The sequence below is a fragment of the Anabaena sp. UHCC 0187 genome (assembly GCF_009712035.1).
Lineage (GTDB): Bacteria > Cyanobacteriota > Cyanobacteriia > Cyanobacteriales > Nostocaceae > Dolichospermum.
In genome coordinates this window covers 48,713-72,684 of the sequence record NZ_VILB01000010.1, presented here as the reverse complement: position 1 = coordinate 72,684, position 23,972 = coordinate 48,713, and the positions used below count along the sequence as shown (strand labels likewise).

The following is a 23,972-nucleotide window of genomic DNA, read 5'->3' as shown; positions in this document are numbered from 1 at the left end:
CGTTCAGCAATTCTCATTTTGAAAAAAATAAATAAAGTATTAGCCCCGATTTTGGAATTAAAAATATAGTACAAAGTAACTATTTTTTAGACATTGCCTCTGGCTAAAAAAACAGTCGGGTTAAAGATTAAGTATTTATACTTAATCAATTAGAGAGATTGCCTGACAACGAAGATGAAGAAATTTTAATTGCTTTAGATGGTACAGAATATTTCTCATCTAAGAAAATTAATTGCCCTCATTGTAATTTTCGTAATCATCAAAATGGAACTACAACCTACTTTCATAGCTGTGTCACACCAATTGTGGTTTCGCCCAATCAAAAACAAGTGATTAATTTATCACCAGAATTCATAAAAAAAACAAGATGGTCATCAAAAACAAGATTGTGAAAATGCAGCCGTTAAAAGATGGTTAAACAAGAATCATCAAAACAAGTATGGTTATGCTGCAACCCTCTTAGTAGAGGATTTGTATTCTCACCAACCTATTTGTGAACTAGCTCTAAAACAAGGTTATAATTTTATTTTTGTTTGTCTGGAAACATCACATAAAACTTTGCATGAATGGCTAGAATTTTTAGAAAGAAGTGGAGAAGTTACAACCATTGAAAAGAAACAATGGGATGGTCAAAAAATCTAATTTATCGTTATCGTTATACTTCTAGAGTCCCCTTAAAAGATGAAGACTCAAGTCTCGAAGTTAATTGGTGCGAAGTGACTGTTATTAATGAGAAAACAGGAAAAATTATCTCCCAAAATAATCGGATAACTAATCATGAAATTACTGAAAATAATGTGGAAAAAATTGTCAAACTGGACGCAGCAAATAGAAAGTTGAGAATGAAGGCAATAACGTTCTTAAAAATCACGGTTATAATTTAGAGCATAACTTTGGACATGGAGAAAATTATTTGTGTGAGTTATTATTGTCTTTAAATTTGCTAGCTTTTTTATTTTATACTGTTTTAGATTTAGTTAATTATATCTATCAGAAATTTCGTGAGTTATTAGTAACTCGGACTTCTTTCTTTAATGATATTAGTACTCTATTAAAATTTATTTGGTTTAAAGATTGGTCGGATTTTTTCTCATTTATTTTCAGAAAATATGTCCCATTTAAAAAGGCAAATTCTAGTTAAAAAATTTCAATTTATTGAAGGATGAGGAGAAAGTTATTTATTAAAAAAACTACAAATTTGCGTAGAATTTCAGCTAGATTGATGAGTTGAAATCATTTTTTCATGTCTAGATTGTTAAAGATTTTTACAACCCTGTCTATCTCCAGGGTCGGATAATAATTATCTATCAAAAAATGATAATTTGATACAGGTCTTCTACTTAAATTAAGAGAATTTTATCTTATTTCTTTCAAAATGAGAATTGCTGCCTCAATAACGGCAGGAATGACTACTCAAGGAATCTTAAAAGCTTGTTTGGAAAGGGTTGGACGGTGATTCTGTCAGCTTTTGGGACTATTTCATGATCCTGTCAGACTCAATATAATAATTAATCAAATACGGTAAAAAAGGTTGCTTCTTTATCTCTACTTCAAATAAGTCCTCTCTATTTAAAGACATGGTGAAAATACGAATATGCCTATTGGATATTTCTGACCCTGTGTGTATCATACAAAACAAGAGGTCAAGAACAAATAAACAAACTACTCAACCACACAGGGGAAAATAAAATGATAAATAAAATCTCTGCTGTCCGTTCGCTCATTTTAGAAATCGAAGAAGGAATTAAGTCTTGCATGGCAAATAAAGAGACACAGTAAATTCCGATGTTTGTGTTTAATTTCATTAAGATTACGGTATATAGTATATTATTATAAGCTTTTCAATTCTTATCCCTACTCCTTCATTGATCATAAATCTCATGGCAAACGCACAACATAACCGCCAAATTGCTTTTATTGACTCTAGCTTAGAAGCACAACAACAATTAGTGTCTGGGCTTTTAGAGGGTATAGAGGTCATTAGACTCAAACCTAATCAAGATGGCATTGCTCAAATTACCTCAGTGCTAGAGCAATATCAAGATAAAGCTATCACCGTTCACATTGTCTCTCACGGTGCGCCTGGTTGTGTTTACTTGGGAAATGCTCAACTGAATTTGGATACTTTCGGTCAGTATGCCCACCAATTACAACAATGGTTTGCCCCAGTTGGAAGTGTCTTACCTAACTTGTTTATTTACGGCTGCCAAGTTGCTGTGGGTGATGCTGGTGCAGAGTTTCTTGATAAGTTGCGTGCTTTGACAGGAGCAAATATTGCTGCTTCGGCTAACTTGACCGGCAACGCAGCACTAGGAGGAGATTGGGAGTTAGAAGTCACCTTGGGAGAAGGGAAGTTTGTTCCGGCTTTTACATCAGAAACAATGGCCGCTTATCCGGCTGTATTAGACACGACTTCAATTCTAGTTCCTACCTTTATCACTGATTGGTTAAATTATAATAATCCTAATGTGACAGTCACGACAACGGAAGATATAACAGAAGCCACCTACAACGGGACTGTCAATATTTCCGATGCGATTAACCAAATAGCAAGCCAACTTAAGTTAGGCAGCATCACTCAACAGATTGAGGCAACAAATCCCAAAGTCGTAGTCAAAGGATATCCTAGTAATACTAGCTATTACGAACTCTCACTTTCCCAACTCTCCGCCGGACAAATTATGGACGGGTTGGGACAACTCACAGGAGCGGATTTATTTAAAGGGTTAAGTAGTGTCGGTAGTGTAGATTTAATGCTGGCAAGCAATGGCATTAACCTCACCTATTTAGATAATTTGACCTTAGATGTGAATAGTCTAGTGGGTAGCGGCTTCATGCAAGATGCCCTCAATGAGATTCTGGCTGGACTTTTTGGAGATGGGAATGCTGATCCGTCAGACGGAACTCAATTAGTGCTGTCGCAACCGCAACTGGATTTAATTAACAACAACGAAGGCAAACAATTAAGTATTGCTGGCAGTTTGAATGGCACAGACTTTGGCATCAATCTTGACGTTCAAGACCTGGGCTTTGAGTTCCAAATGCCCACAGTCAATGTCGAAAACCTCACAACTGCCCTCTCCAAGTTGGCGGGAGAATTACCCGGATTTGCGACCAGTTTTCTTGAGCTTCTCAGTGCGAGTACCCAATTAAACTTTGAATCCAATGCTGATGAATTCAAAATCACCTATCTCGATACTCTCAATATTCAGACTCTCCTAAATACGTTATCGTCTGAATTGGGGTTAGGAGAAAATGTTTTCCCCTCAGAACTTTCCGTCACTAATCCGGGTTTACTGATTAAAAAAGAAGATGATGGTCAGCGATTCTATGAAGTGTCCATTGGGGAAATTTCTCCGGGTGAAGTCGTTAATTTCCTCACCAGTTTAGCTGGTACATCCTTACCAAATAGTATCCAATCAAAACTAGATGAAATTGGTAATGCCAGTTTAACCTTATCTAAACAGGGAATTGTCCTCACCTATTTAGATAATTTGACCTTAGATATTAATAGTCTCATTGGCAGTGATAATCAATTCCTTCAAGATTCTGTTAATCAGATTACCGCAGGACTTTTAGGGGATGGAGATGAAAATTTACCTGGAACTCAGTTGGTTCTGTCACAACCGCAACTGGATTTGATTCGGAAGGATGGCAAAACAGAATTAAGTATTGCCGGCAGTTTTAATGGTACAGACTTCGGTATCAATCTTGATGGTACAGATATTGGTTTTGACTTTGAGATACCATCTGTGGATGTAGCTAGTCTCAAAACTGCACTATCTAAAATTGCTGGAGAAATACCGGGATTTATTACAGGTTTTCTAGATTCACTTCAAGCCCTCAACGCATTACAATTTGAATCCAACAAGGATGAATTCAAAGTTACTTATCTTGATAGTCTAGATGTTAGCTCTATCATTAATAGCCTATTATCTGAATTAGGTTTAGGTCCAAATTTCACTTCATCACTTTCCGTCACTAATCCGGGAATACTGATTAAGAAAGAGCAGGATGGCAACCGGTCTTATGAATTCTCTATTGATGAAATTTCTCCGGGTGAAGTCGTTAATTTTCTCGCCAGTTTAGCTGGTACGTCCTTACCAAATAGTATCCAATCAGAACTAGATGAAATTGGTAATGCCAGTTTAACCTTATCTACACAGGGAATTGTCCTCACCTATTTAGATAATTTGACCTTAGATGTGAATAGTCTAGTGGGTAGCGGCTTCATACAAGATGCCCTCAATGAGATTCTGGCTGGACTTTTTGGAGATGGGAATGCTGATCCGTCAGACGGAACTCAATTAGTGCTGTCGCAACCTCAACTGGATTTGATTCGGAAGGATGGCAAAACAGAATTAAGTATTGCTGGCAGTTTGAATGGTACAGACTTCGGTATCAATCTTGATGGTACAGATATTGGTTTTGACTTTGAGATGCCATCTGTGGATGTAGCTAGTCTCGAAAAAGCAATATCTGAAAATGATGAAAAATTACCTGAATTTGTGACAGGGTTTCTAGGTTCACTCCAAGCCCTCAACGCATTAAAATTTGAATCCAACAAGGATGAATTCAAAGTTACCTATCACGATAGCCTGAGTATTAAGTCAATCGTGAATGGATTATCTTCTGAATTAGGTTTAGGACGTTATTTAGCAGAAGACCAAGACATCTTTGTCACCAATCCTAGTTTAGTCATTAAAAAAGGGAATGACGGCAAGCGGTTCTATGAATTCTCTGTTGATGAAATTTCTCCGGGTGAAGTCGTTGCGTTTCTCGCCAGTTTAGCTGGTACAGATTTACCAGATAGTATCGAATCAGAACTAAAGGAAATTGGCAACGTCAGTTTCACTTTATCCAAACAAGGAATATCTCTCTCCTATCTCAAGGATGTAACATTAGATCTGAACGAGATTACTAGTACTGCTGGCATCGGATTTATTCAGGATGCTGTTAATGAAATTAGTAATCAACTTCTAGGTGATGGTGACTCAACAAAAGAAGGTACTCAGCTTGTTTTATCACAACCTCAGCTAAAGGTTGTTAAGCAAAATGATACTAAAGAATTTAGTCTAGCTGCACTCCTCAATGGTCAAGAAATTGACCTTAACTTTAAAGGGGATGACATTAAGTTTAGTTACTCCCTTCCTGATGAGATAGATTTTGGTTCTATAAAAGCTGAAATTCCTATTCTGAGTGCGTTTAAATTAACAAACCCAGAACTAACTATTTCTGATGTATCTGAACAGATCAATCATCCTACCTTGGGACTAATTAATTTAACTCAAGGGTTTAACTTCACAGGAGATATCAATTTTGCTCAGGGAACAGATGTTTATTCTCGTTTTATTAGCGAACAATTAGAGATAGACTCTCTAGGAGTTCATGTTGGACTGAACACCAGCACTGGTGGCGCAAGTTTAACAGGTATTCTGGCTGGTAATGTTCCTCTCTTCTCCAGTGGAAATTTTAGTGCCACACTGACGGACGCTAAATTAAACCTAGCTGTAGATAGCACTATTTCTCCAAGCTTTGGTATTGCAGCAGGTATAAGTTTTACAGGTTACGATCCTTTCCAAACTGATGAACCGACTTTAAAATTGACAGGAGGACTAACTCTTGATCCAAAAGCACTAACAGGGTCATTTTCACTTAATACCGATACTGCATGGGAAAAACCATTTAGTTTACCGGATATAACTGTTAGGAATTTAGTAGTCCAGTTGGGTGGGACTTATCTAACACCGTATATTGATAATATTGGCTTCTTAGGAGATTTCCAGTTTGGTAAATTCAATCTAAAGGGTGGTTTCTTACTAGATACGAACGATCCAAGCAAAATTGGTTTGGAATTAACGGCAAATAAGAAAGTCAGTTTGGTTGACCTGATTGTCGGACCAGTTGGTTCTTTTGTGTTGCAACAAGGTGCTAAAGAATTAACTATTGTCAAGGACGCGCTGGAGTTTTTGAATAAAATTATTGATGTCAGCGTTGTATCTATTGATGGACCCGATGAAGATACAATCATCGATCCACTGATCAAATTTGTGCCAGTTGAGACAAAAATTGGTAACACAATCTTCACTCAAGGAATTGGTATCAATGGACAGGTGGAAGCTTGGAAAAAAACAGCCGATCTCAATATCAACGCCAATCCATACGCAGCGAATCCTACCTTAACAGGGTCTTTGAAACTTTCTGAGATTGATTTGGGATTTTTGCAGCTTTCAGGTGCTAACGATCCGAACTTAGATTTAGCACTGGAAGTATCTTCGGAAAAGCAATTCTTAAGTGGTGACGGAAAGCTGGTGGTTTTTGGCAAGGAAGTTGCCTCAACTGAGTTTGAAATCACTTCAAGCAGTATCACCATTAAAAAATTCAATGTTGATATCGGACTTGTAGGGTTATATATTAACAATCTTTCAGTCATCACTAATAAAACTAATCCACTTGAAAGTAGGGCTAGTGGATCGGGTAGAGTGACTTTACTCGGTCAGGAGGTTGCATCAGCTAGTGTTGATATCACTCCAATCAGTGTCAAGATCAACAATTTGAAGTTCAACTTCTTTAAACTCTTAGAGTTAGATATTCCCTCTCTTTCAGCCATCATTGATAAATCTAATCTGGCTAATAGTGCAATAACAGGATCGGCTACGGTCAAGGTATTCGGTTATTCGCTTGCAGATGCAAAGATGGATATCAATTCCACTCAGCTTCAAGTTACAGGAAATCTTGACTTATTCAGTGTCCTGAAAATAGAGAATGCAATAATTTCGGTCACCTCTTCTAAATTAGAGATTGGCGGTACAACAAAAATCCTTGGGCAAGAAATTGCAAATGCCAGTATTACTGCCAATCAGGGTAACTTTCAAATACTTGGAAATCTTGACTTATTCGGTGTCCTGGCGATAGATAGTGCAACCATTGCGGTCACCTCTGGTGGTTTAAACATTAGCGGTACAACAAAAATCTTTGGGCAACAAATAGCAAATGCCAGTATCACTGCCAATAGTAATGGACTCACCGTTAGAGGAAATATTGACTTATTTGGTGTCCTGGCGATAGATAGTGCAACCATTTCGGTCACTACTTCTTCTGGTTTAAACATTAGCGGCATAACAAAAATCTTTGGGCAACAAATAGCAAATGCCAGTATCACTGCCGATAGTAATGGACTCACCGTTAGAGGAAATCTTGACTTATTCGGTGTCCTAAGCATAGAGAACGCCGAGATTTCAATTCCAACCAACAATAATTCACCAATAAAAATAGCAGGTAAAGCAAAATTCCTGGGTCTAGAGTTAGGTACTAGCATTGAGATAGTGAATGGCGAGATCAAGGTTACAGGTCGTTTAGGATTCTCTATCTTTGGCTTCGATGTTGGAGCTGACCTTACGATTACCTCAGATGGCACATTTGATGGTTCACTCTTAAATCTCTCATATTACAGTACGTTGGGTGATGGCGACATTAATATAAACCTGGGTTCTGTGACCAATATCCCAAGTTTGTTTGCAGATTTGTTCGATAGCGTCTTCGATGGCTTGGAGGAATTTTTTGGAGATATCATCAATGATATTGGTGGATTATTAAAGGACGCTTATGATTGGATTATTGGAGGTAGTAACTATGGTGATAATGGAAATGACGAACTCCATGGTATAAATGGCAATGGCGATGACTATATGTATGGTTACGGAGGCAATGACAGGCTCTATGGTAGTGGAGGCAATGACAGGCTCTATGGCGGACGCAATGAGGACAAACTTTATGGTGAATATGGAAATGACTACCTCTATGGTGACGATGGGTATGACGACCTTTATGGTGGACCTGGAAATGACCAACTCAGAGGTGGCAATAATGAGGACAGACTCTATGGTGAAGATGGAAATGACTATTTAGAAGGTAATGATGGACATGACGAACTTTATGGTGGCAATAATGAGGACAACCTTTATGGCGGCAATAATGAGGACAAACTCTTTGGTGAAAATGGAAATGACTATTTAGAAGGTAATGATGGATATGACCAACTCTATGGCGGCAATGGTGATGACATACTCAAAGGTGGCAATGATGAGGACAGACTCTTTGGTGAAGATGGAAATGACTATTTAGAAGGTGAAGATGGAGATGACTATTTAGAAGGTGGATTAGATAGAGATACTCTCCTTGGTGGCGAAGGCAATGACGTTCTCTACGGCGATCCGGAAGCCGATTCGAGGGAGGAGTTTGTCGAGGAAAAATACTTTACTAATATTTTTTCCGCCACAGTACAGAAAGAAAAGGATAATTACATTTCCTATTACACTTCACTGGGATATCGGGTAGAAGTAGTAGGAACAACCTTAGTAAAGGTATATAAAACCGTCGATATCGTGTCCCAAAAGGGTGATGATAAGCTTTATGGAGGGTCGGGCAATGACGTTCTCTACGGCGGACATGGTAATGATTTTCTTGATGGTGGAGACGACAACGACCAACTTCACGGCTATCACGGTGAAGATACCCTAGAGGGTGGCACAGGCAACGATATTCTCTACGGTCAGCAAGGTTACGATTTACTCAAAGGTGGAGATGGGGACGATTACCTGTTTGGCGAAGATGACGGAAAACAGGGACAAACCTATAATGGGTCTTTCGATAATGACACCCTACACGGTGGCAATGGCAAAGACTATCTTTTTGGTGGAGTGGGCAACGACTTACTCTACGGTGATGGAGGCGATGATATTCTTGATGGTGGAGATGGGGACGACAAACTTATTGGCTCTCACGGTGAAGATATCCTAGAGGGTGGCAAAGGCAACGACATTCTCTACGGTCAACAAGGTCACGATTTACTCAAAGGTGGAGATGGGGACGACACTCTGTACGGCGAAGATGACGGATCAGAGGGACAAACCTATAATGGGTCTTTCGATAATGACTTTTTAGAGGGTGGCAAAGGCAACGACAAGCTCTATGGTGGAGTGGGCGACGACAATCTCTACGGCGAAGATGGCAACGACGATTTAAGAGGCGAGACAGGTAATGATTTTCTTGATGGTGGAGTAGGCGACGACACTCTCTACGGCGGTGATGGCCAAGATATCCTCAAAGGTGGCGATGGGAATGACTTACTTAATGGTGAGGAAGGCAATGATATCATCTATACAGGCTGGGGCAATGACACTATTCACGGAGGCTCTGGTGACGATATCTTAGTTTTGCCAGGCATTGAGAGTGACTATACATTTACCAACAGTGCGGCAGGATGGAAAATTACCAGCAAGTACATTGAAAAAATTGCTACTGGAGTTGAGGAATTTCAGTATGAAGTTTTAGTGAGAAATGGCAGTAGTGATAGCGACACTATCTACGGTGTCCCTATTAATGAGGTACTCAACGGTGAGGATGGCAACGACTATCTTTACGGTAGTGATGGTGATGACAAACTACTTGGCCAAAAAGGAAACGATGACCTGCGAGGCGAAAATGGAAACGATACCATTTATGGTGGTAGCGAAAACGATTTACTCTACGGCGGCTCTGGCGATGACAAACTTTATGGAGAACAAGGTGAAGATACCCTCAATGGTGAAGTAGGCAATGATCTCCTTGATGGTGGCGATGGCAATGATACCCTCAACGGTGGTGATGGCAATGACTCTCTTGACGGTGGTGCTGGCAATGATACTCTTGATGGTGGCAATGGCATCGATACCCTCAATGGTGGTGCTGGTATTGACACTGCTGATTACAGCTATCGGACAATTGGAATTACGGCGAATTTGTCCCTACAACGAGTAAATTTTGCGGGTTCTTCCGACTTCGAGGGGTTAATTTCCATTGAAAATATCATCGGTTCTTCTGGCAACGACACCTTAATTGGGAATAGTGGTAGTAATACCCTCAAAGGTGGTGCTGGCAATGATACTCTTGAAGGTGGCGATGGCAATGATTCTCTTGACGGTGGTGCTGGTATTGACACTGCTGATTACAGCTATCGGACAATTGGAATTAGGGCGAATTTGTCCCTACAACAAGTAAATTTCACGGCTTCTTCTGAAAGCGACCAGTTAAATTCCATTGAAAATATCATCGGCTCTTCAGGCAACGATACCCTATATGGGAATGGTCTTACTAATACTTTAGAAGGTGGTGCTGGTAATGATATCCTGGAAGGCAATGAGGGCAACGACACCCTTAATGGTGGGGCGGGTGACGACATACTCATTGGTGGTTCTGGAAATGATACCTACAACTTTGATGCAGATATCAATTTAGGGACAGACACAATCAGTGAGCTAACAGTCAATTTACAGACCGCTCATGGACTTTATCTGCAAGCTACAGATGCAAGTGGAGGCTACCGCATCAAGCAGCAAACCTCGCCTAGTACCTGGGAAACCTTTGAAGTTGTGCCTCTGGAAGATGGCAAAATTGCCCTGAGAACTTTCCATGATCGCTACGTGCAGGCCCAAGATCAATCAAGCAACTACAGCCTGGTTCAACAAGATTTTATAGACACTTGGGAGAGTTTTGAGGTTATTCGTAGTGGCGGAAATAATATAGGGCTGAAAACATTTCATGATCGCTATGTGCAGGCCAAAGATTTTTTCTCCGGTTATGCAGTAAGCCAACAATCCTTCCGCGATACATGGGAAACCTTCCGTGTCATTGAATCAAATTCAGGAGTTGACTCGCTAAATTTCTCAAATACTACCAATAACAGCATCAATATCGACTTGACTAAGACGGGTAAACAGACTGTCAACAGCAATCTATCCCTCGTTATTGGTTCAGTGCTAGGTAGTGGCATTGAAAATGTCATGGGTGGTAGCCAAGGCGACTATATTAAGGGCAATAACCTCAATAATAACCTCAACGGTGGTGCTGGCAATGATACCCTCAACGGTGATGGTGGCAATGATACCCTTATGGGTGGAAGTGGAAATGACTCCCTCTCTGGTGGCATAGGTACAGATTATCTCTATGGCGAAGTTGGGGATGATCGAATTTTCGGTGAAGCCGGGCATGATATCTTAAATGGAGGTAGTGGCAATGATACTCTAGACGGTGGTGATGGTAATGACGACATCCAAGGTTGGAACGACAATGACTCGCTCATCGGTGGTGCTGGTAACGACATCCTCAATGGGATGTGGGGTAACGACACCCTGATTGGTGGTCTTGGAAATGACGCCCTCTATGGTGGAACTGGTGCAGATGAATTCCGCTTTGATAGATCAAATGGAGGAATCGACCGGATCAAAGACTTTAATCGCTCAGAAGGGGACAAAATTCTAATTAATGATGTGGCTTTTGGTACAGGCGTGACTTTACAACAGTTCAGCTTCAACTACAGCACCCAATCTTTGTTCTTCAACAGTCAACAGATTGCCTTTGTAGAGAACGTCAACAGCAGTAACTTTTCTGTCACTCAAGATATCACTTTGATCTGACCTTTTTAGATTAGGACTTACACCTGAAATTAATGGGGCTACCACGCTACTGTTAATTTCAGGTTTTTAAATTGGCATGAACTACACCCTCTACATAAACCCAATTCCAATCAATCAATAAATATTAATTATGGCTGACAACATTGCTTACACCCTGCAAATTCTTCACGCTTCCAGCTTAGAAGGCGGTACTAACACTTTTCAAGAAGCTATTAATTTTACTGCCCTTGTTGATGGCTTAGAAGAGCAAATTCTCAATAGTATTACCCTATCTACAGGTGATAACTTCCTCCCCGGTCCTGTATTCTTTGCAGCCGAAGACCTGGCAATGCGGGAAGCATTGATATCAGTCTATCAACAACTGACAGGCAACGAGTTAAGCTCCCTAGAAGTTGGTTCTGGTCGCCTAGATGCTACTTTGTTGAATATTATTGGCTTAGATGCTTCCGCCCTCGGCAACCACGAACTCTCTCAAGGTACATCAACCTTTGCCGGACTGATAGGTGCAGACTTAAATGGAACAAGCATCGAAAATATCCAATGGTTAGGCACACAGTTTCCTTACCTAGCAACCAACCTAGACTTCAGCCAAGATAATAGCCTCTCAGGACTGACTACTACAGAAATTCTGACCAGCAATACCTTCCAATCTACCCCAGAACAATTGATTAGTGAAGGTGCAAAACCAAGACTTGCCCCTGCGACCATTATTGAAGAAGGGGGAGAAAAAATAGGGGTTTTAGGCGTTAGCAACCCTCTGTTTAGAGATATCACCCAAGCGGGGGGTATTCAAGTTCTAGGAGACGAAACAGCAGAGGCGATCGCTTCTGTATTGCAACCAACTATTGATATTCTTACAGATCAAGGTATTAACAAGATAATTTTGTTAAGTGACCTACCAAGTTTTGATTTAGACCAAGAGTTAATTAAACAACTTCAAGGTGTTGATGTGCTTCTTTCTGGTACTACTACCTTTTTAGCTGACGACACAGACACCTTGCGTCCTGACGACACGGTAAATGGCACTTATCCCCTACTTACTACTGATAAAGATAATAACCCTGCCCTAATTGTCACAGGTGGCAATCAATATAAATACCTTGGTCGTCTGGTTCTAGACTTTGATGCCGAAGGTAAAATTATTACCGAAAATCTAGACCCTACCATCAATGGGATGTATGCTACCACTGATGAGATGGTTCAGTCAGTCTGGGAAGGTCAAGACCCTTTAGCCTCTGGCAGCAAAGGCGCACTCGTCAAGGAACTTACGGACTCTATTACTCAACTTATTGAGTTAAAAGACACGCGCATTTTTGGTAAAACCGATGTATTACTGAATGGAGAACGCAACAGTCTTCGCACGGAAGAAACCAACTTCGGCGATATGCTTGCAGATGCTAATTTAGCAGCTGCACAAAAAATTGACCCCACTGTTGCAGTAGCAATTCAAAACGCAGGTTCTATTCGCGCTAGTTTACCAGTAGGAGAAATTTCTCAACTCGATGTGGAAACTGTCCTGCGGTTTAACAACGAATTGTTACTGGTGACAGTTACGGCTTCTGAATTAAAAACCCTGCTAGAAAATGGTGTATCTCGTGCGAGTGCAGGTGAAACTTCAGGTCGTTTTCCCCAAGTATCAGGGCTAAAATTTAGCTTTGATACTACAGATGCTGAAAGTAATACTATTCCTGTCGGGGAAAGAATTCAGACTTTAGCACTCGTGGATAACGAAGGCAACATTACCGATGTGATTGTCCAAAATGGGGAAATTGTTGGTGATGCTGACCGTTCCATTCGCGTTGTTACTCTCAAATTCCTAGCTGATGGAGGTGATGATTACGACTTCCCCAGCTTAGGTGAAAATGTAGTGAACGCAGAAATTACTGAGCAGCAGTCATTTAAAGATTTCTTAGAAGCTTATCAGGAGAATGCTTACAATGTAGGGGAAACTCTAGCATCAGAAGATTTACGCATTCAAAACCTAGATAAACGTAACGATAATATTATACCAGATGTTAATCCTGGTGATATCAATGAAACCCCCACAGATTTGAGCTTAGATAGCAGCAGGGTAGATGAAAATGTACTGAGTGGGACGGTGATTGGTAACTTCGCTACCACTGACCCAGACGTAAGTAATACTTTTGTATATAGCTTAGTCAGTGGTGATGGTAGTAGTGATAATAGTTTATTTGCAATCAGACAAAACCAACTCACAATTAATGTTGCCCCTGATTTTGAAACAAAATCAAGTTACAACATCCGTGTTCGCACTACTGACCAAAACGGACTCTTCTTGGAAAAGCCGTTACAGATTTCTGTCAATGACATAGCTGAGAATGATCCTATTACCGACGTTCCGAAGTTGACCAAGAATGGTAACGATGTCTTTAACATCAAGAGTAAGCAGTTGCAAACAACATTACAAGTTACCCTCAACGGACGAGGTTCTAGAAATGTTAACGAACTGGGCGTATTTACTGTTGATGATGGTCAAGGTAGAATCAACGGTATTGCTCCAGGTGAAAATGGCTACAATCAAGCAGCGTTAACACGAATGCAGACTTTGTTTTCCACTATTACCAATAACCCCAATGGCTTTAATCCAGAAAAATTGAGTCATATGTTTCAATTTGACTCTAATGAAAACCTGAGATTTTATTTGGTAATAAATAGTACATTAGATGCCATTCGTGCTGGAAAAACTCCAATTTCTGACGTACTATTTTCTTCTCCTGGAAATCAAAGTATCACCCCTAGCAATGATGATGGTTTCATCTTAGCTTGGCAAGATGGTTCTAATAATACTGCTAACTTCCAAGATTTGGTTGTGAAACTGCAAGCCAGCAATCAAAAATTACCTTTGGGTGCAGGGGTGCAAAATATACCTCAAGGAGAAATGATTGATTTGCGAGATGTTGCCGGACAGGTAAAAGCAGATTTTGTGGTTAACAGAGAAGCAGCTTTCAACAATTTTGTTGGCTTCTATAAAGTTGCAAATATTAATGGTGGAATTGATACAAATGGTGATGGTACTGCTGACGTAAAACCAGGTGATTCTGATTACATTCAGGCTGCTATAGGTTCTAGAGTTGCTGGCATTGAATTAACTGTTAATAATCAAGGTAAGGCTAGTTTTACTGATAAGTTTGACGGGGGTGCGCTGTATGCTCCATTTATGATTGTTAATGGTAGACCCGATATTATTTTAGATAGTAATCCTAATAACGACCCTCAAGTTTATTTCCCCTTCCTGGGTGCTAACTCTGATCGACTTGACCATGTTCGTATGTTGGGAAATAATACCTTTGGTTTTGAAGATTTAGCTGGTGGTGGTGACGGGGATTATAACGATATCATTGTACAACTGAATTTGACGCAGGTTTCCTAACACGAGAGTGATTTTTTTCGGGGGAGATGGGACTGGGCGGGCGCATTTAAGGCTTGGGAGATGCGGAAATAAGAGGAAAAACAGGTCGTCAAAGCGACCATTGACCTAAGTCAAGTGTAGATGTAACAAAGCTCCTGACTGGGCGCAGGGACTGCGCCCCTACCTTCTCACTAATTAGACATCTCCGAAAATGAATGTAGAGACCTTCTATAGAACGTCTCTACAAGGGTTTCAAACCACGCACATTTAATTACCGGAGATGTCTATTTACTACTTTAATTTTTTTTTAAGAAGTTCAAGATAAACAGAAATAATTGTGACATTTTTGATACAAATTTGTTAAGAATAGTTACAGCAGTGTCATGCAAGGAAATATTTCTTATGGTTGATCAGGTTGACAAAACACCAGTACATCAAGTTGTGATTATTGGCGGGGGCTTTGGGGGACTGTATGCCGCTAAGTCTATGGCTAAGGCCAATGTGCAAATCACTCTGATTGATAAACGCAATTTTCATCTCTTTCAACCTCTTCTGTACCAAGTAGCTACAGGTGCTTTATCCCCAGCGGATATTTCTTCTCCCTTGCGTTCTGTCCTCAGCAAGAGCAAAAATACAAAAGTGCTATTGGGTGAAGTGAATGATATTGACACCAACGCCCAAAGTGTCATGGTGGGTGAGGAAACAGTCCCCTACGATACCTTAATTGTGGCTACAGGGGCGAAGCATTCCTATTTTGGTAAGGATAACTGGGAAGAATTTGCACCGGGTTTAAAGACTGTGGAAGATGCAATTGAAATGCGTCGGCGGATTTTTATGGCTTTTGAAGGCGCTGAAAAAGAAAGTGATCCGGTTAAACGGCAGGCTTTGTTAACTTTTGTAATTGTCGGTGGTGGTCCAACTGGGGTAGAATTAGCAGGAGCGATCGCTGAATTAGCAACTAAAACCCTGAAAGAAGATTTCCGCAACATTGACACCTCAGAAACTAGAGTTTTATTGTTAGAAGGTTTAGATCGTGTGCTTCCTCCCTTTGCACCGGAATTATCTCACACAGCGGAAGCATCATTAAAGGCTTTGGGTGTAGATGTGCAAACTAAAACCTTAGTAACACATATTGAAAATGATATAGTTACGATTAAGCAAGGTGATGAAGTTAAAGAAATCGCTACGAAAACAGTGTTGTGGGCTGCGGGTGTGAAAGCCTCACCAATGGGAAAAGTTTTGACAGAAAAGACGGGAGTTGAGAGCGATCGGGCAGGTCGTGTTATCGTTGAACCAGACCTAAGTATTAAAGGATTTCCCAACATTTTCGTAGTTGGTGACTTAGCAAATTTTGCCCATCAAAATGATAAACCTTTACCGGGAGTTGCACCAGTCGCCATGCAAGAAGGCGAATATGTAGCCAAACTCATTCAAAAACGCCTCAAAGGTGAAACCTTACCCCAATTTGAATATGTAGATAGAGGTAGTCTAGCAATGATTGGGCAACACGCCGCAGTTGTTGATTTAGGATTTATCAAACTCAGAGGTTTCTTTGCCTGGTTTGTGTGGTTATTTATTCATATCTACTTCTTGATTGAATTTGATAATAAGTTAGTTGTGATGATTCAATGGTTGTGGAGTTATTTTACCCGCAATCGTGGCGCGAGATTAATTACAGGTAAGGAAGTTATTGCACCTGTACCGATTGTAAATAGTGATAATCAAACGCCAGTCATCCCAAAAAAGCCGTTGAATGTGTAGTTGCTCACTCGTTCCCAGTCTCCGACTGGGAATGCCCCCTAGAGGCTCTGCCTCGCATATTCCCTCATTATTATTAAAAAACTGCGCCTCCATATTAAAATCAAATCACCACATCTACCAAATTAAATGAAACAATGGGACGCAGCCGCTATCATGTATTAGGAACTCAACCGCATTTCCTCACCTGCACATTAGTAAATTGGATGCCATTATTTGGTAATATTGAACTTGTTCAAATTATCATAGATTCCCTCAACTTTCTCCAACGTCAGCAGCGTTTGACATTATATGGTTATGTCATCATGGAAAATCATCTTCATCTCATCGCTGCGGCTGCAAACTTATCTAAAGAAATAGGAAATTTTAAATCATTTACTGCTCGCTCTATTATTGATTTACTTCGGAAAAATAATGCTGAATATATACTTAATCAATTAGAATTTCATAAATTAAAACACAAGATAAAACAAGATTATCAACTATGGCAAGAAGGTTTTCATCCCCAAGCAATTGCTAATGAAGAAATGTTTATCCAAAAATTAGAATATATTCATAATAATCCGGTGCGACGTGGTTATGTTGATGATCCGGCTCATTGGCGTTATTCTAGTTACCGGAATTATATGGGATTACCGACTTTATTAGAGGTGGAATTGATTGATTTGTAAGGGGTGAGGCAGAGCCTCTTGATAGCATTCCTAGTCGGAGACTAGGAACGAGGAATTGTGTGTTTAGGGAATAAAATTAATACTATGTCTAATGATAATAATATAGATACACTAGGAAATTGGTTATTAGCGATAGGGGTTATATTTATTTTATTTGCAGGTGGTATTTTTTTAGGAGTTTTAAATATTGAATGTTGGACATTAAAAGAAAAGTATGAATATGGAACTAAAGCTTTAACAGCTATTGGTACAGTTTTTGGTGGAATTGCAGTATTTATCAATGCTTTCTTTGCAGCCAAAAGAGCAGCCGCTATGGAAGCAACAGCTAAGGCTGCTAATGAAAGTGCTATTGCTGCTAATAAAAATGCTGAAATTGCACAAGATAAGCAAATTACAGAACGCTTTGCTAAAGCGATAGAACAGCTTGCGAGTGAAAAAATTGAAGTCAGATTAGGCGCTATTTATACTTTAGAGCGAATTGCCAAAGATTCAGAAAAAGACCAGTGGACAATTATGGAAGTTCTTACAGCTTTTGTGCGTGAGAATGCACCTGTTAAAAAAGAAGAGAAGTCACAAAATAAAAAACCGTTAATAGATAATTTTCTAAATACTCAAAATAAAAAAGATATAGAAGAATTACCAAAACTTCGGCTTGATATTCAAGAATGTCTCACTGTAATTGGACGACGTGAACATGAAGATCCAGAAAATCAGAGACTTGATTTAAGTAATGTTCATATCAGTAAAGCCTACCTCGAAGGAGCCAACCTCATAAAAGCCTACCTCGAAGGAGCCATACTCATAAAAGCTAAACTCATGGTAGCCAATCTCACAGAAGCCAAACTCTTTGGAGCTAACCTCACAAAAGCCTATCTCCTAGAAGCTAACCTCACAGAAGCTATAATGCCTGATGGGTCAATTCATGATTAGAAAGATTTGATGCTTCTACATTCTCAATAAACAAGACTTTCTCCCTCACAAAACCGAATATTAAAAACAGACGCTACCATTTTCTAAACCGAATCATATTACTACATAATAGAAATAGAAATTCTATCTTTAGGATTGTTAAGAATGTATCAAACAGATCCGCCACTTTCCCCTAAAGAAACATTACCGACAATGTATGATCTTCCTAGCGAAGATCAAAATCAACCTGGTTTACCAGATCAATTTCATTTATTCCAACCACAATTATTAACAGACACATTTCAGCCAGCAAATTATCCATCAAAAGAGATATTTATAGGCAGTAATCTCAATCTTTATTATAATGTACGTCATCCTTTATGGTATAAAATACCAGATTGGTTTGCAGTTTTGGGAGTACCATATTTATATGAAAATAGAGATTTAAGATTAAGTTATGTAGTTTGGCAAGAAGCAGTTAATCCTTATATTGTCGTTGAATTACTCTCACCGGGAACAGAAAAAGAAGACTTAGGGCAAACATTAAGAGATCCAGAAAACCCGCCTAGTAAATGGGAAGTTTACGAACAAATTTTAAGAGTACCCTATTACGCCATCTTTGATCGTTATAAATCTGAATTTAGAATGTTTCAGTTAACTGGCGCTCGTTATGCTGAAGTAAACTTATCAGATTTCCGGTTTTGGATTCCCGAAATAGAATTAGGTTTGGGAGTGTGGCAAGGAAGTTATAAAACCGTCGAAATGCCTTGGTTACGTTGGTACGACAAAGACGGTAATTGGATGTTAACAAGCACAGAAAAGGAAAAACAAAAAGCTGAACAAGAAAAACAAAAAGCTGAACAAGAAAGGCAAAAAACCGCAAGATTAATTGCCCAACTACGTGCGCTTGGTGTTGAACCTGATTTAGAATAAACAAAATCTCTCACCCTCTTCCAGTCTAAGACTAGGAACGAGGGAACGAGAGAATATTATCTAGTTGAAACGTGATCATCTTCACGTATTTCTAAATGGGGATAGGTGCGAATCGGTTGCAAACGCTGGCGAATTTTGCCAATGATGATATAGAGAATTGGCACAATAAACAAACTTAAAAAAGTCGCCACAAACATTCCGCCAAATACCGCAGTACCCAAAGATTGACGACTCGCTGCACCTGCACCTGTGGCAGTTGCGAGGGGAAAAATCCCCAACAAAGTTGAAAAAGCCGTCATCAAAATCGGACGTAACCGACCTTGTGCTGCTTCTACCGCTGCTTTGGTAATTGATAACCCTTGTTGTTCTTGTAATTGGTTAGCAAATTCCACAATTAAAATTGCATTTTTACTTGCTAAACCAATTAACATTACCAACCCGACTTGGCAAAATACATCATTATTTAAACCCCGTAATGATTGTGATGCTAAAGCTCCCATAATCGCTAAGGGAACAGCCAGCATAATAATTAAAGGATCAACATAATTCTCATATTGAGCAGCTAACACTAAAAAGACGAAAACTAAGCCTAACCCAAAAATCAGCGGTGCTTGTCCACCAGATTCTTTTTCCTGAGCGACAATACCTGACCATTCATATCCCATACTTGTGGGTAATATCTTTTTAGCTAGTTGTTCCATAGCCAAAGTTGCTTGTCCAGAACTAAAACCAGGAGCAGGAGAACCGTTAATTTCAATGGAACGAAATAAGTTGTAATGATTAATAGTTTGCGCTCCTGTTGTGGGAGTTAATTTTACCAAACTATTTAAAGGAATCATCTGATTAGTTGCCGAACGCACATTTAATAAACCGATATCATCAGGATTGGAGCGAAACTGAGCATCGGCTTGGATATATACTCGATATGTGCGAGACAGGAAATTAAAATCATTGACATATCGTGAACCCAAATAAGTTTGCAGGGTTTTAAAAATATCGTCAATGGAAACTTGCAGAGATTTCGCTTTATTGCGGTCAACTTCAATTAAAATTTGCGGTGTATTGGCGGTAAACGTGCTAAATACAGCTTGCAGTCCGGGGGTTTTATTACCTTCCATCATGAATTGACCAACAACTCCCAGCATAGAATTTAAGCTGTTAGTTCCGGCTATATCTTGTAACTGAAATTGGAAACCGCTAAAACTACCTAAACCGCGAATTGCGGGGGGATTAACTGGGAAAACTCTAGCTTCAGTAATTCCTGAAAATGTTTTTCTTAAATTGCCAATAATACCTTGTACAGATTGATTTGGTTGTTTACGTTCGTCCCAGGATTTGAGGGTTGTGAAAATTATGCCACTGTTAGCACTATTACCACTAAAACCAAAACCACCAATGGCAAAAGTACCGACAACTTCGGGTAATTTGAGAATTTCTGTTTCTACTTCACTCATGACTTTACTGGTGTATTTGAGTGAAGAACCTTCTGGACCTTGGATAATTGTAATGAAATAACCTTGGTCTTCGTCGGGAAGAAATGCTGTGGGTACGGTCATGTAAAGCCAAGCTGTGAAACCTAATGAACCGATAAATAAGAGGAGAACAATCGCTTTTATTTTTACCAAAAATATTAAAGAGCGCTCATATCCACTTCTCATGGCTTCTAAAAACCAGTTAATTCGACCAAATACCCAGCCAAAAACCCCTCTAGGTGCGGGTCTTTGCCGTAATAACAAGGCGGAAAGCGAAGGGGTAAGGGTGAGAGCTAAAAATGTGGAAATGACGATAGAAAAGGCAATTGTCAGGGCGAATTGTTTGTAAATTTGTCCAGTTGCACCTGGGAAAAAAGCTATTGGTACAAACACTGCCATCAATACAAGGGAAGTAGCAATTACCGCCCCAAATAGCTCTTGCATGGACACGGAAGCGGCTCGTCGGGGTGACATTCCCTCTTCTTGAATTAAGCGAGAGATATTTTCCACGACAATAATTGCGTCATCAACTACCATCCCTGTGGCTAAAGTTAAACCAAACATGGTCAGGATGTTGATGGAAAAGCCAAACAGTTTGACAAAGGCAAAAGTACCAATTAAGGAGAGGGGAATGGTGATGACAGGAATTAAAGTTGTGCGCCAATCTTGTAGGAAGATAAAGATAACGAGAATTACCAGTGCGATCGCTTCTAAGAGCGTTTTGATCACTTCTGCCAAAGACTCTTCGACAATCGTAGTGGTGTCAAATGCCACTTGATATTTCATCCCTGGGGGAAAGCTTTGAGATAATCGGGCTATTTCCTTTTTGACTAAATTAGCCACGTTCAAAACATTACTTCCCGGTGTCGGAAAAATCCCAATCCCCACACCTTCATTCCCCTTAAACCGGAGAAATGAGCTATAGTTTTGAGCGCCCAGTTCCGCCCTCCCTATATCTTTTAACTTAATCAAACTACCGTCAGCAGCAGTTTTAATGACTACATTGTCAAATTCCTCAACTTCCGTCAGCCGACTCACTGCCCTCAAGTCAATTTGATACATCTGACCATCTACGGCTGGCTGTTGTCCAATTTGCCCTGCACCTACCTGTAAGTTTTGTTCATTCAGGGCATCAATAACATCATCCGTAGTTAGATTCCGACTAGCCAATTTATTCGGGTCAAGCCATAGACGCATTGCATAACGGCGCTCGCCGAAAATCCGCACCTCACTGATACCCTTAATCCGTTTCAGGGCATCTACTATATATAAATCAGCATAATTACTTAAAAAGACATTATCTAGTTGTTTGTTATCACTGTACAAACCCATCGCTAACAGAATATTATTAGACTGTTTGCTTACGGTCACACCTGTTTGCTTTACTACTTCTGGTAATTGTGGTTCAGCCGCAGTCACCCGATTCTGAACATCAACTGCGGCAATATCCTTATCCCGTGAAGCATCAAATGTCACGGTAATTGTGCTACCACCATCGTTACTACTGCTCGAAGTCATATATTTAATGCCTTCGATACCATTAATCTGTCGTTCTAAAATCGTCGTTACCGTACTTTCAACAATTTCTGCACTAGCGCCGACATAATTAGACGTGACAAGAATTTGCGTAGGACTAATTTCTGGATACTGGGCTGTGGGCAATGTGGGAATACTAATTGCACCAACTAGCAAAATGATAATAGCGCAGACACTGGTAAATACAGGCCGCTTAATAAAAAAGTCAACAAACATAAATTGGTAATTGGTGATTGGTAATTGGTAATTGGTGATTGGTGATTGGTAATTGGTAATTGGTGATTCTTCTTATTTCCTCTTAACTGTCACCTGTCACCTGTCACCTAATTTTCAGGAATTATTGGGAGTCCGTCTCTGAGATTTTGTACCCCTGAGATAATCAGTTTTTCATCTTTTTGCAATCCTGAAATTACTTGGTAATCATTACCTTTAATATTGCCTAACTTCACCTGTTTTTGTCTGGCTATTAATTGGGAAATACCTTCAGGAGATTTTCCTGTTTGAGCTACAAATACAAAGGTTTCCCCAGCTATTCGAGATATTGCTGTTGTGGGAATTAAAACTCCCGAACGCCGATTCCAAATCACTTTTGCCCGAATTAATTGATCTGCTCGCAGTTGACCGTTAGCGTTGTTATAAAGGGCTTTAACTAATATTGATTGAGAATTATTGGTAATATTGGGGGAAATAAAGAATATACTACTATTGCCTATAGTTTGACCTTGGGCGTTAATTAATTCCACTGGTAATCCTTGACGCAATTGCGTACCTTTTTCCAAGGGGACAGGAATTTTAACGTCCAAAGGTCGGTTTTGGGTGATGGTAGCCAATGGGGTGGAAGTATTGACAAAATCACCGACTTTAACGGGAATATCACCAACAGTTCCTGTAAAGGGAGCGGTTATTTTATAATATTGAAGTTGAACTTGTTGTTGTTTAATATTGGCATCAGCTTGCAGTAAGGATTTTTCTACCTGGGATATGGTAGCTAATTGGGCTTGAATGCGGGAATCTATCGCTCCTAGTTGGGCTTTTGCTGTCGCCAGTTTATTGGCATATAAATCTTGAGTTTGTCGAGATACAGCCCCTTGTGCAGCTAATTCAGAATAGCGATTATAGTCTTGTTGGTTTAAGCGCACATCTGCAACATTAGCTAACCTTTCTGCTTGCAAAGATTTCAGGGTAGCGCGAGCGTTTTCTAGTTGTGCTTGCGAACCTTGACCCGCAGCCGATAAACTACTAACTGCGGCTTGTTGTTGTCGAGAATCTATTTGGATAATTGCCGCACCGGAGGAAACTATATCTCCTGATTTGACGAATATTTGCGAAACTTGACCTTGAATTCTCGGTTGGAGATTGACTGAACGCCGTGATTCTAGACTGGCTATATATTCTGTACTATCTTCAACTGTGCCTGTTTGCACTGGTGATAGTTTAACTTTGACCCCTGGAGGTGGAGCATTAGCCACTGCTGGGCTTGGGTTTTCAGGAGTTAGCAATTTCCAAGTGATTCCGATTCCACCCCCAATTAATAATAGTGCAGCTAATAATAATCGCAGCCACCGACTTGATTTGGCGGGTGGTTGGGGAATTTCTGTAACATCGGTTTGAGGCTGAGGTAATGTCATGGCTGATAACAAGTTGAAAGAACGAATCGTTAAAACCCTATCTGTGTCCGCATTATATTGATTTTAAAATTACCCATTTAGGATGATGACACTGGAAAAAATATATGTTAACTAATTTAAATATACAGGCTTTACAATTGTTTACAATCTACCGTAAGTTAATTATAGAGATTTGGCAAGTTAATGGGACATAGTCAGCAAGGAAGAACCTAAATTCAGTATTTGCTCAATTTGCTCAGAAT

Annotated in this window: 8 protein-coding genes and 1 pseudogene; 7 read left to right on the top strand and 2 right to left on the bottom strand. The window is 39.8% G+C overall.

Annotated features, from left to right (window positions below):
• Nucleotides 1-173 precede the first annotated feature (173 nt).
• The 7 genes and pseudogenes from FJR11_RS08580 to FJR11_RS08520 all read left to right on the top strand — a co-directional run.
• Nucleotides 174-1,055: pseudogene (locus FJR11_RS08580) on the top strand (ISNCY family transposase); the annotation flags it as partial.
• Between the two features lie 825 nt (nt 1,056-1,880).
• On the top strand, nt 1,881-11,453 hold the full coding sequence (locus FJR11_RS23310; RefSeq protein ID WP_174762981.1) for a DUF4347 domain-containing protein: 9,573 nt from the start codon (nt 1,881-1,883) through the stop codon (nt 11,451-11,453).
• Between the two features lie 130 nt (nt 11,454-11,583).
• Nucleotides 11,584-14,844: a 5'-nucleotidase C-terminal domain-containing protein gene (locus tag FJR11_RS23305; protein ID WP_174762980.1), complete on the top strand. Its 3,261-nt coding sequence runs from the start codon at nt 11,584-11,586 to the stop codon at nt 14,842-14,844.
• A gap of 381 nt (nt 14,845-15,225) precedes the next feature.
• Nucleotides 15,226-16,584, top strand: coding sequence for an NAD(P)/FAD-dependent oxidoreductase (locus tag FJR11_RS08535; RefSeq protein ID WP_168503280.1), 1,359 nt, complete (start codon nt 15,226-15,228; stop codon nt 16,582-16,584).
• 134 nt (nt 16,585-16,718) lie between these two features.
• Nucleotides 16,719-17,252, top strand: a complete 534-nt coding sequence (locus FJR11_RS08530; RefSeq protein WP_168503279.1) for a transposase — start codon at nt 16,719-16,721, stop codon at nt 17,250-17,252.
• Between the two features lie 84 nt (nt 17,253-17,336).
• Nucleotides 17,337-18,182: a pentapeptide repeat-containing protein gene (locus tag FJR11_RS08525; RefSeq protein ID WP_168503360.1), complete on the top strand. Its 846-nt coding sequence runs from the start codon at nt 17,337-17,339 to the stop codon at nt 18,180-18,182.
• Between the two features lie 144 nt (nt 18,183-18,326).
• Nucleotides 18,327-19,094: a Uma2 family endonuclease gene (locus FJR11_RS08520; protein ID WP_168503278.1), complete on the top strand. Its 768-nt coding sequence runs from the start codon at nt 18,327-18,329 to the stop codon at nt 19,092-19,094.
• A gap of 56 nt (nt 19,095-19,150) precedes the next feature.
• Here the strand turns inward: FJR11_RS08520 and FJR11_RS08515 are convergent, their stop codons facing one another.
• Together FJR11_RS08515 and FJR11_RS08510 are read right to left on the bottom strand one after the other, a co-directional pair.
• On the bottom strand, nt 19,151-22,318 hold the full coding sequence (locus FJR11_RS08515) for an efflux RND transporter permease subunit (protein ID WP_168503277.1): 3,168 nt from the start codon (nt 22,316-22,318) through the stop codon (nt 19,151-19,153).
• A 107-nt stretch (nt 22,319-22,425) separates the two neighbouring features.
• Nucleotides 22,426-23,730, bottom strand: coding sequence for an efflux RND transporter periplasmic adaptor subunit (locus FJR11_RS08510; protein ID WP_168503276.1), 1,305 nt, complete (start codon nt 23,728-23,730; stop codon nt 22,426-22,428).
• Between the last annotated feature and the right edge of the window lie 242 nt (nt 23,731-23,972).

Coding starts and splice junctions, on each gene's coding strand:
- FJR11_RS23310 (WP_174762981.1), top strand. CDS start 1,881: ATGGCAAACGCACAACATAACCGCCAAATTGCTTTTATTGACTCTAGC.
- FJR11_RS23305 (WP_174762980.1), top strand. CDS start 11,584: ATGGCTGACAACATTGCTTACACCCTGCAAATTCTTCACGCTTCCAGC.
- FJR11_RS08535 (WP_168503280.1), top strand. CDS start 15,226: ATGGTTGATCAGGTTGACAAAACACCAGTACATCAAGTTGTGATTATT.
- FJR11_RS08530 (WP_168503279.1), top strand. CDS start 16,719: ATGGGACGCAGCCGCTATCATGTATTAGGAACTCAACCGCATTTCCTC.
- FJR11_RS08525 (WP_168503360.1), top strand. CDS start 17,337: ATGTCTAATGATAATAATATAGATACACTAGGAAATTGGTTATTAGCG.
- FJR11_RS08520 (WP_168503278.1), top strand. CDS start 18,327: ATGTATCAAACAGATCCGCCACTTTCCCCTAAAGAAACATTACCGACA.
- FJR11_RS08515 (WP_168503277.1), bottom strand. CDS start 22,318: ATGTTTGTTGACTTTTTTATTAAGCGGCCTGTATTTACCAGTGTCTGC.
- FJR11_RS08510 (WP_168503276.1), bottom strand. CDS start 23,730: ATGACATTACCTCAGCCTCAAACCGATGTTACAGAAATTCCCCAACCA.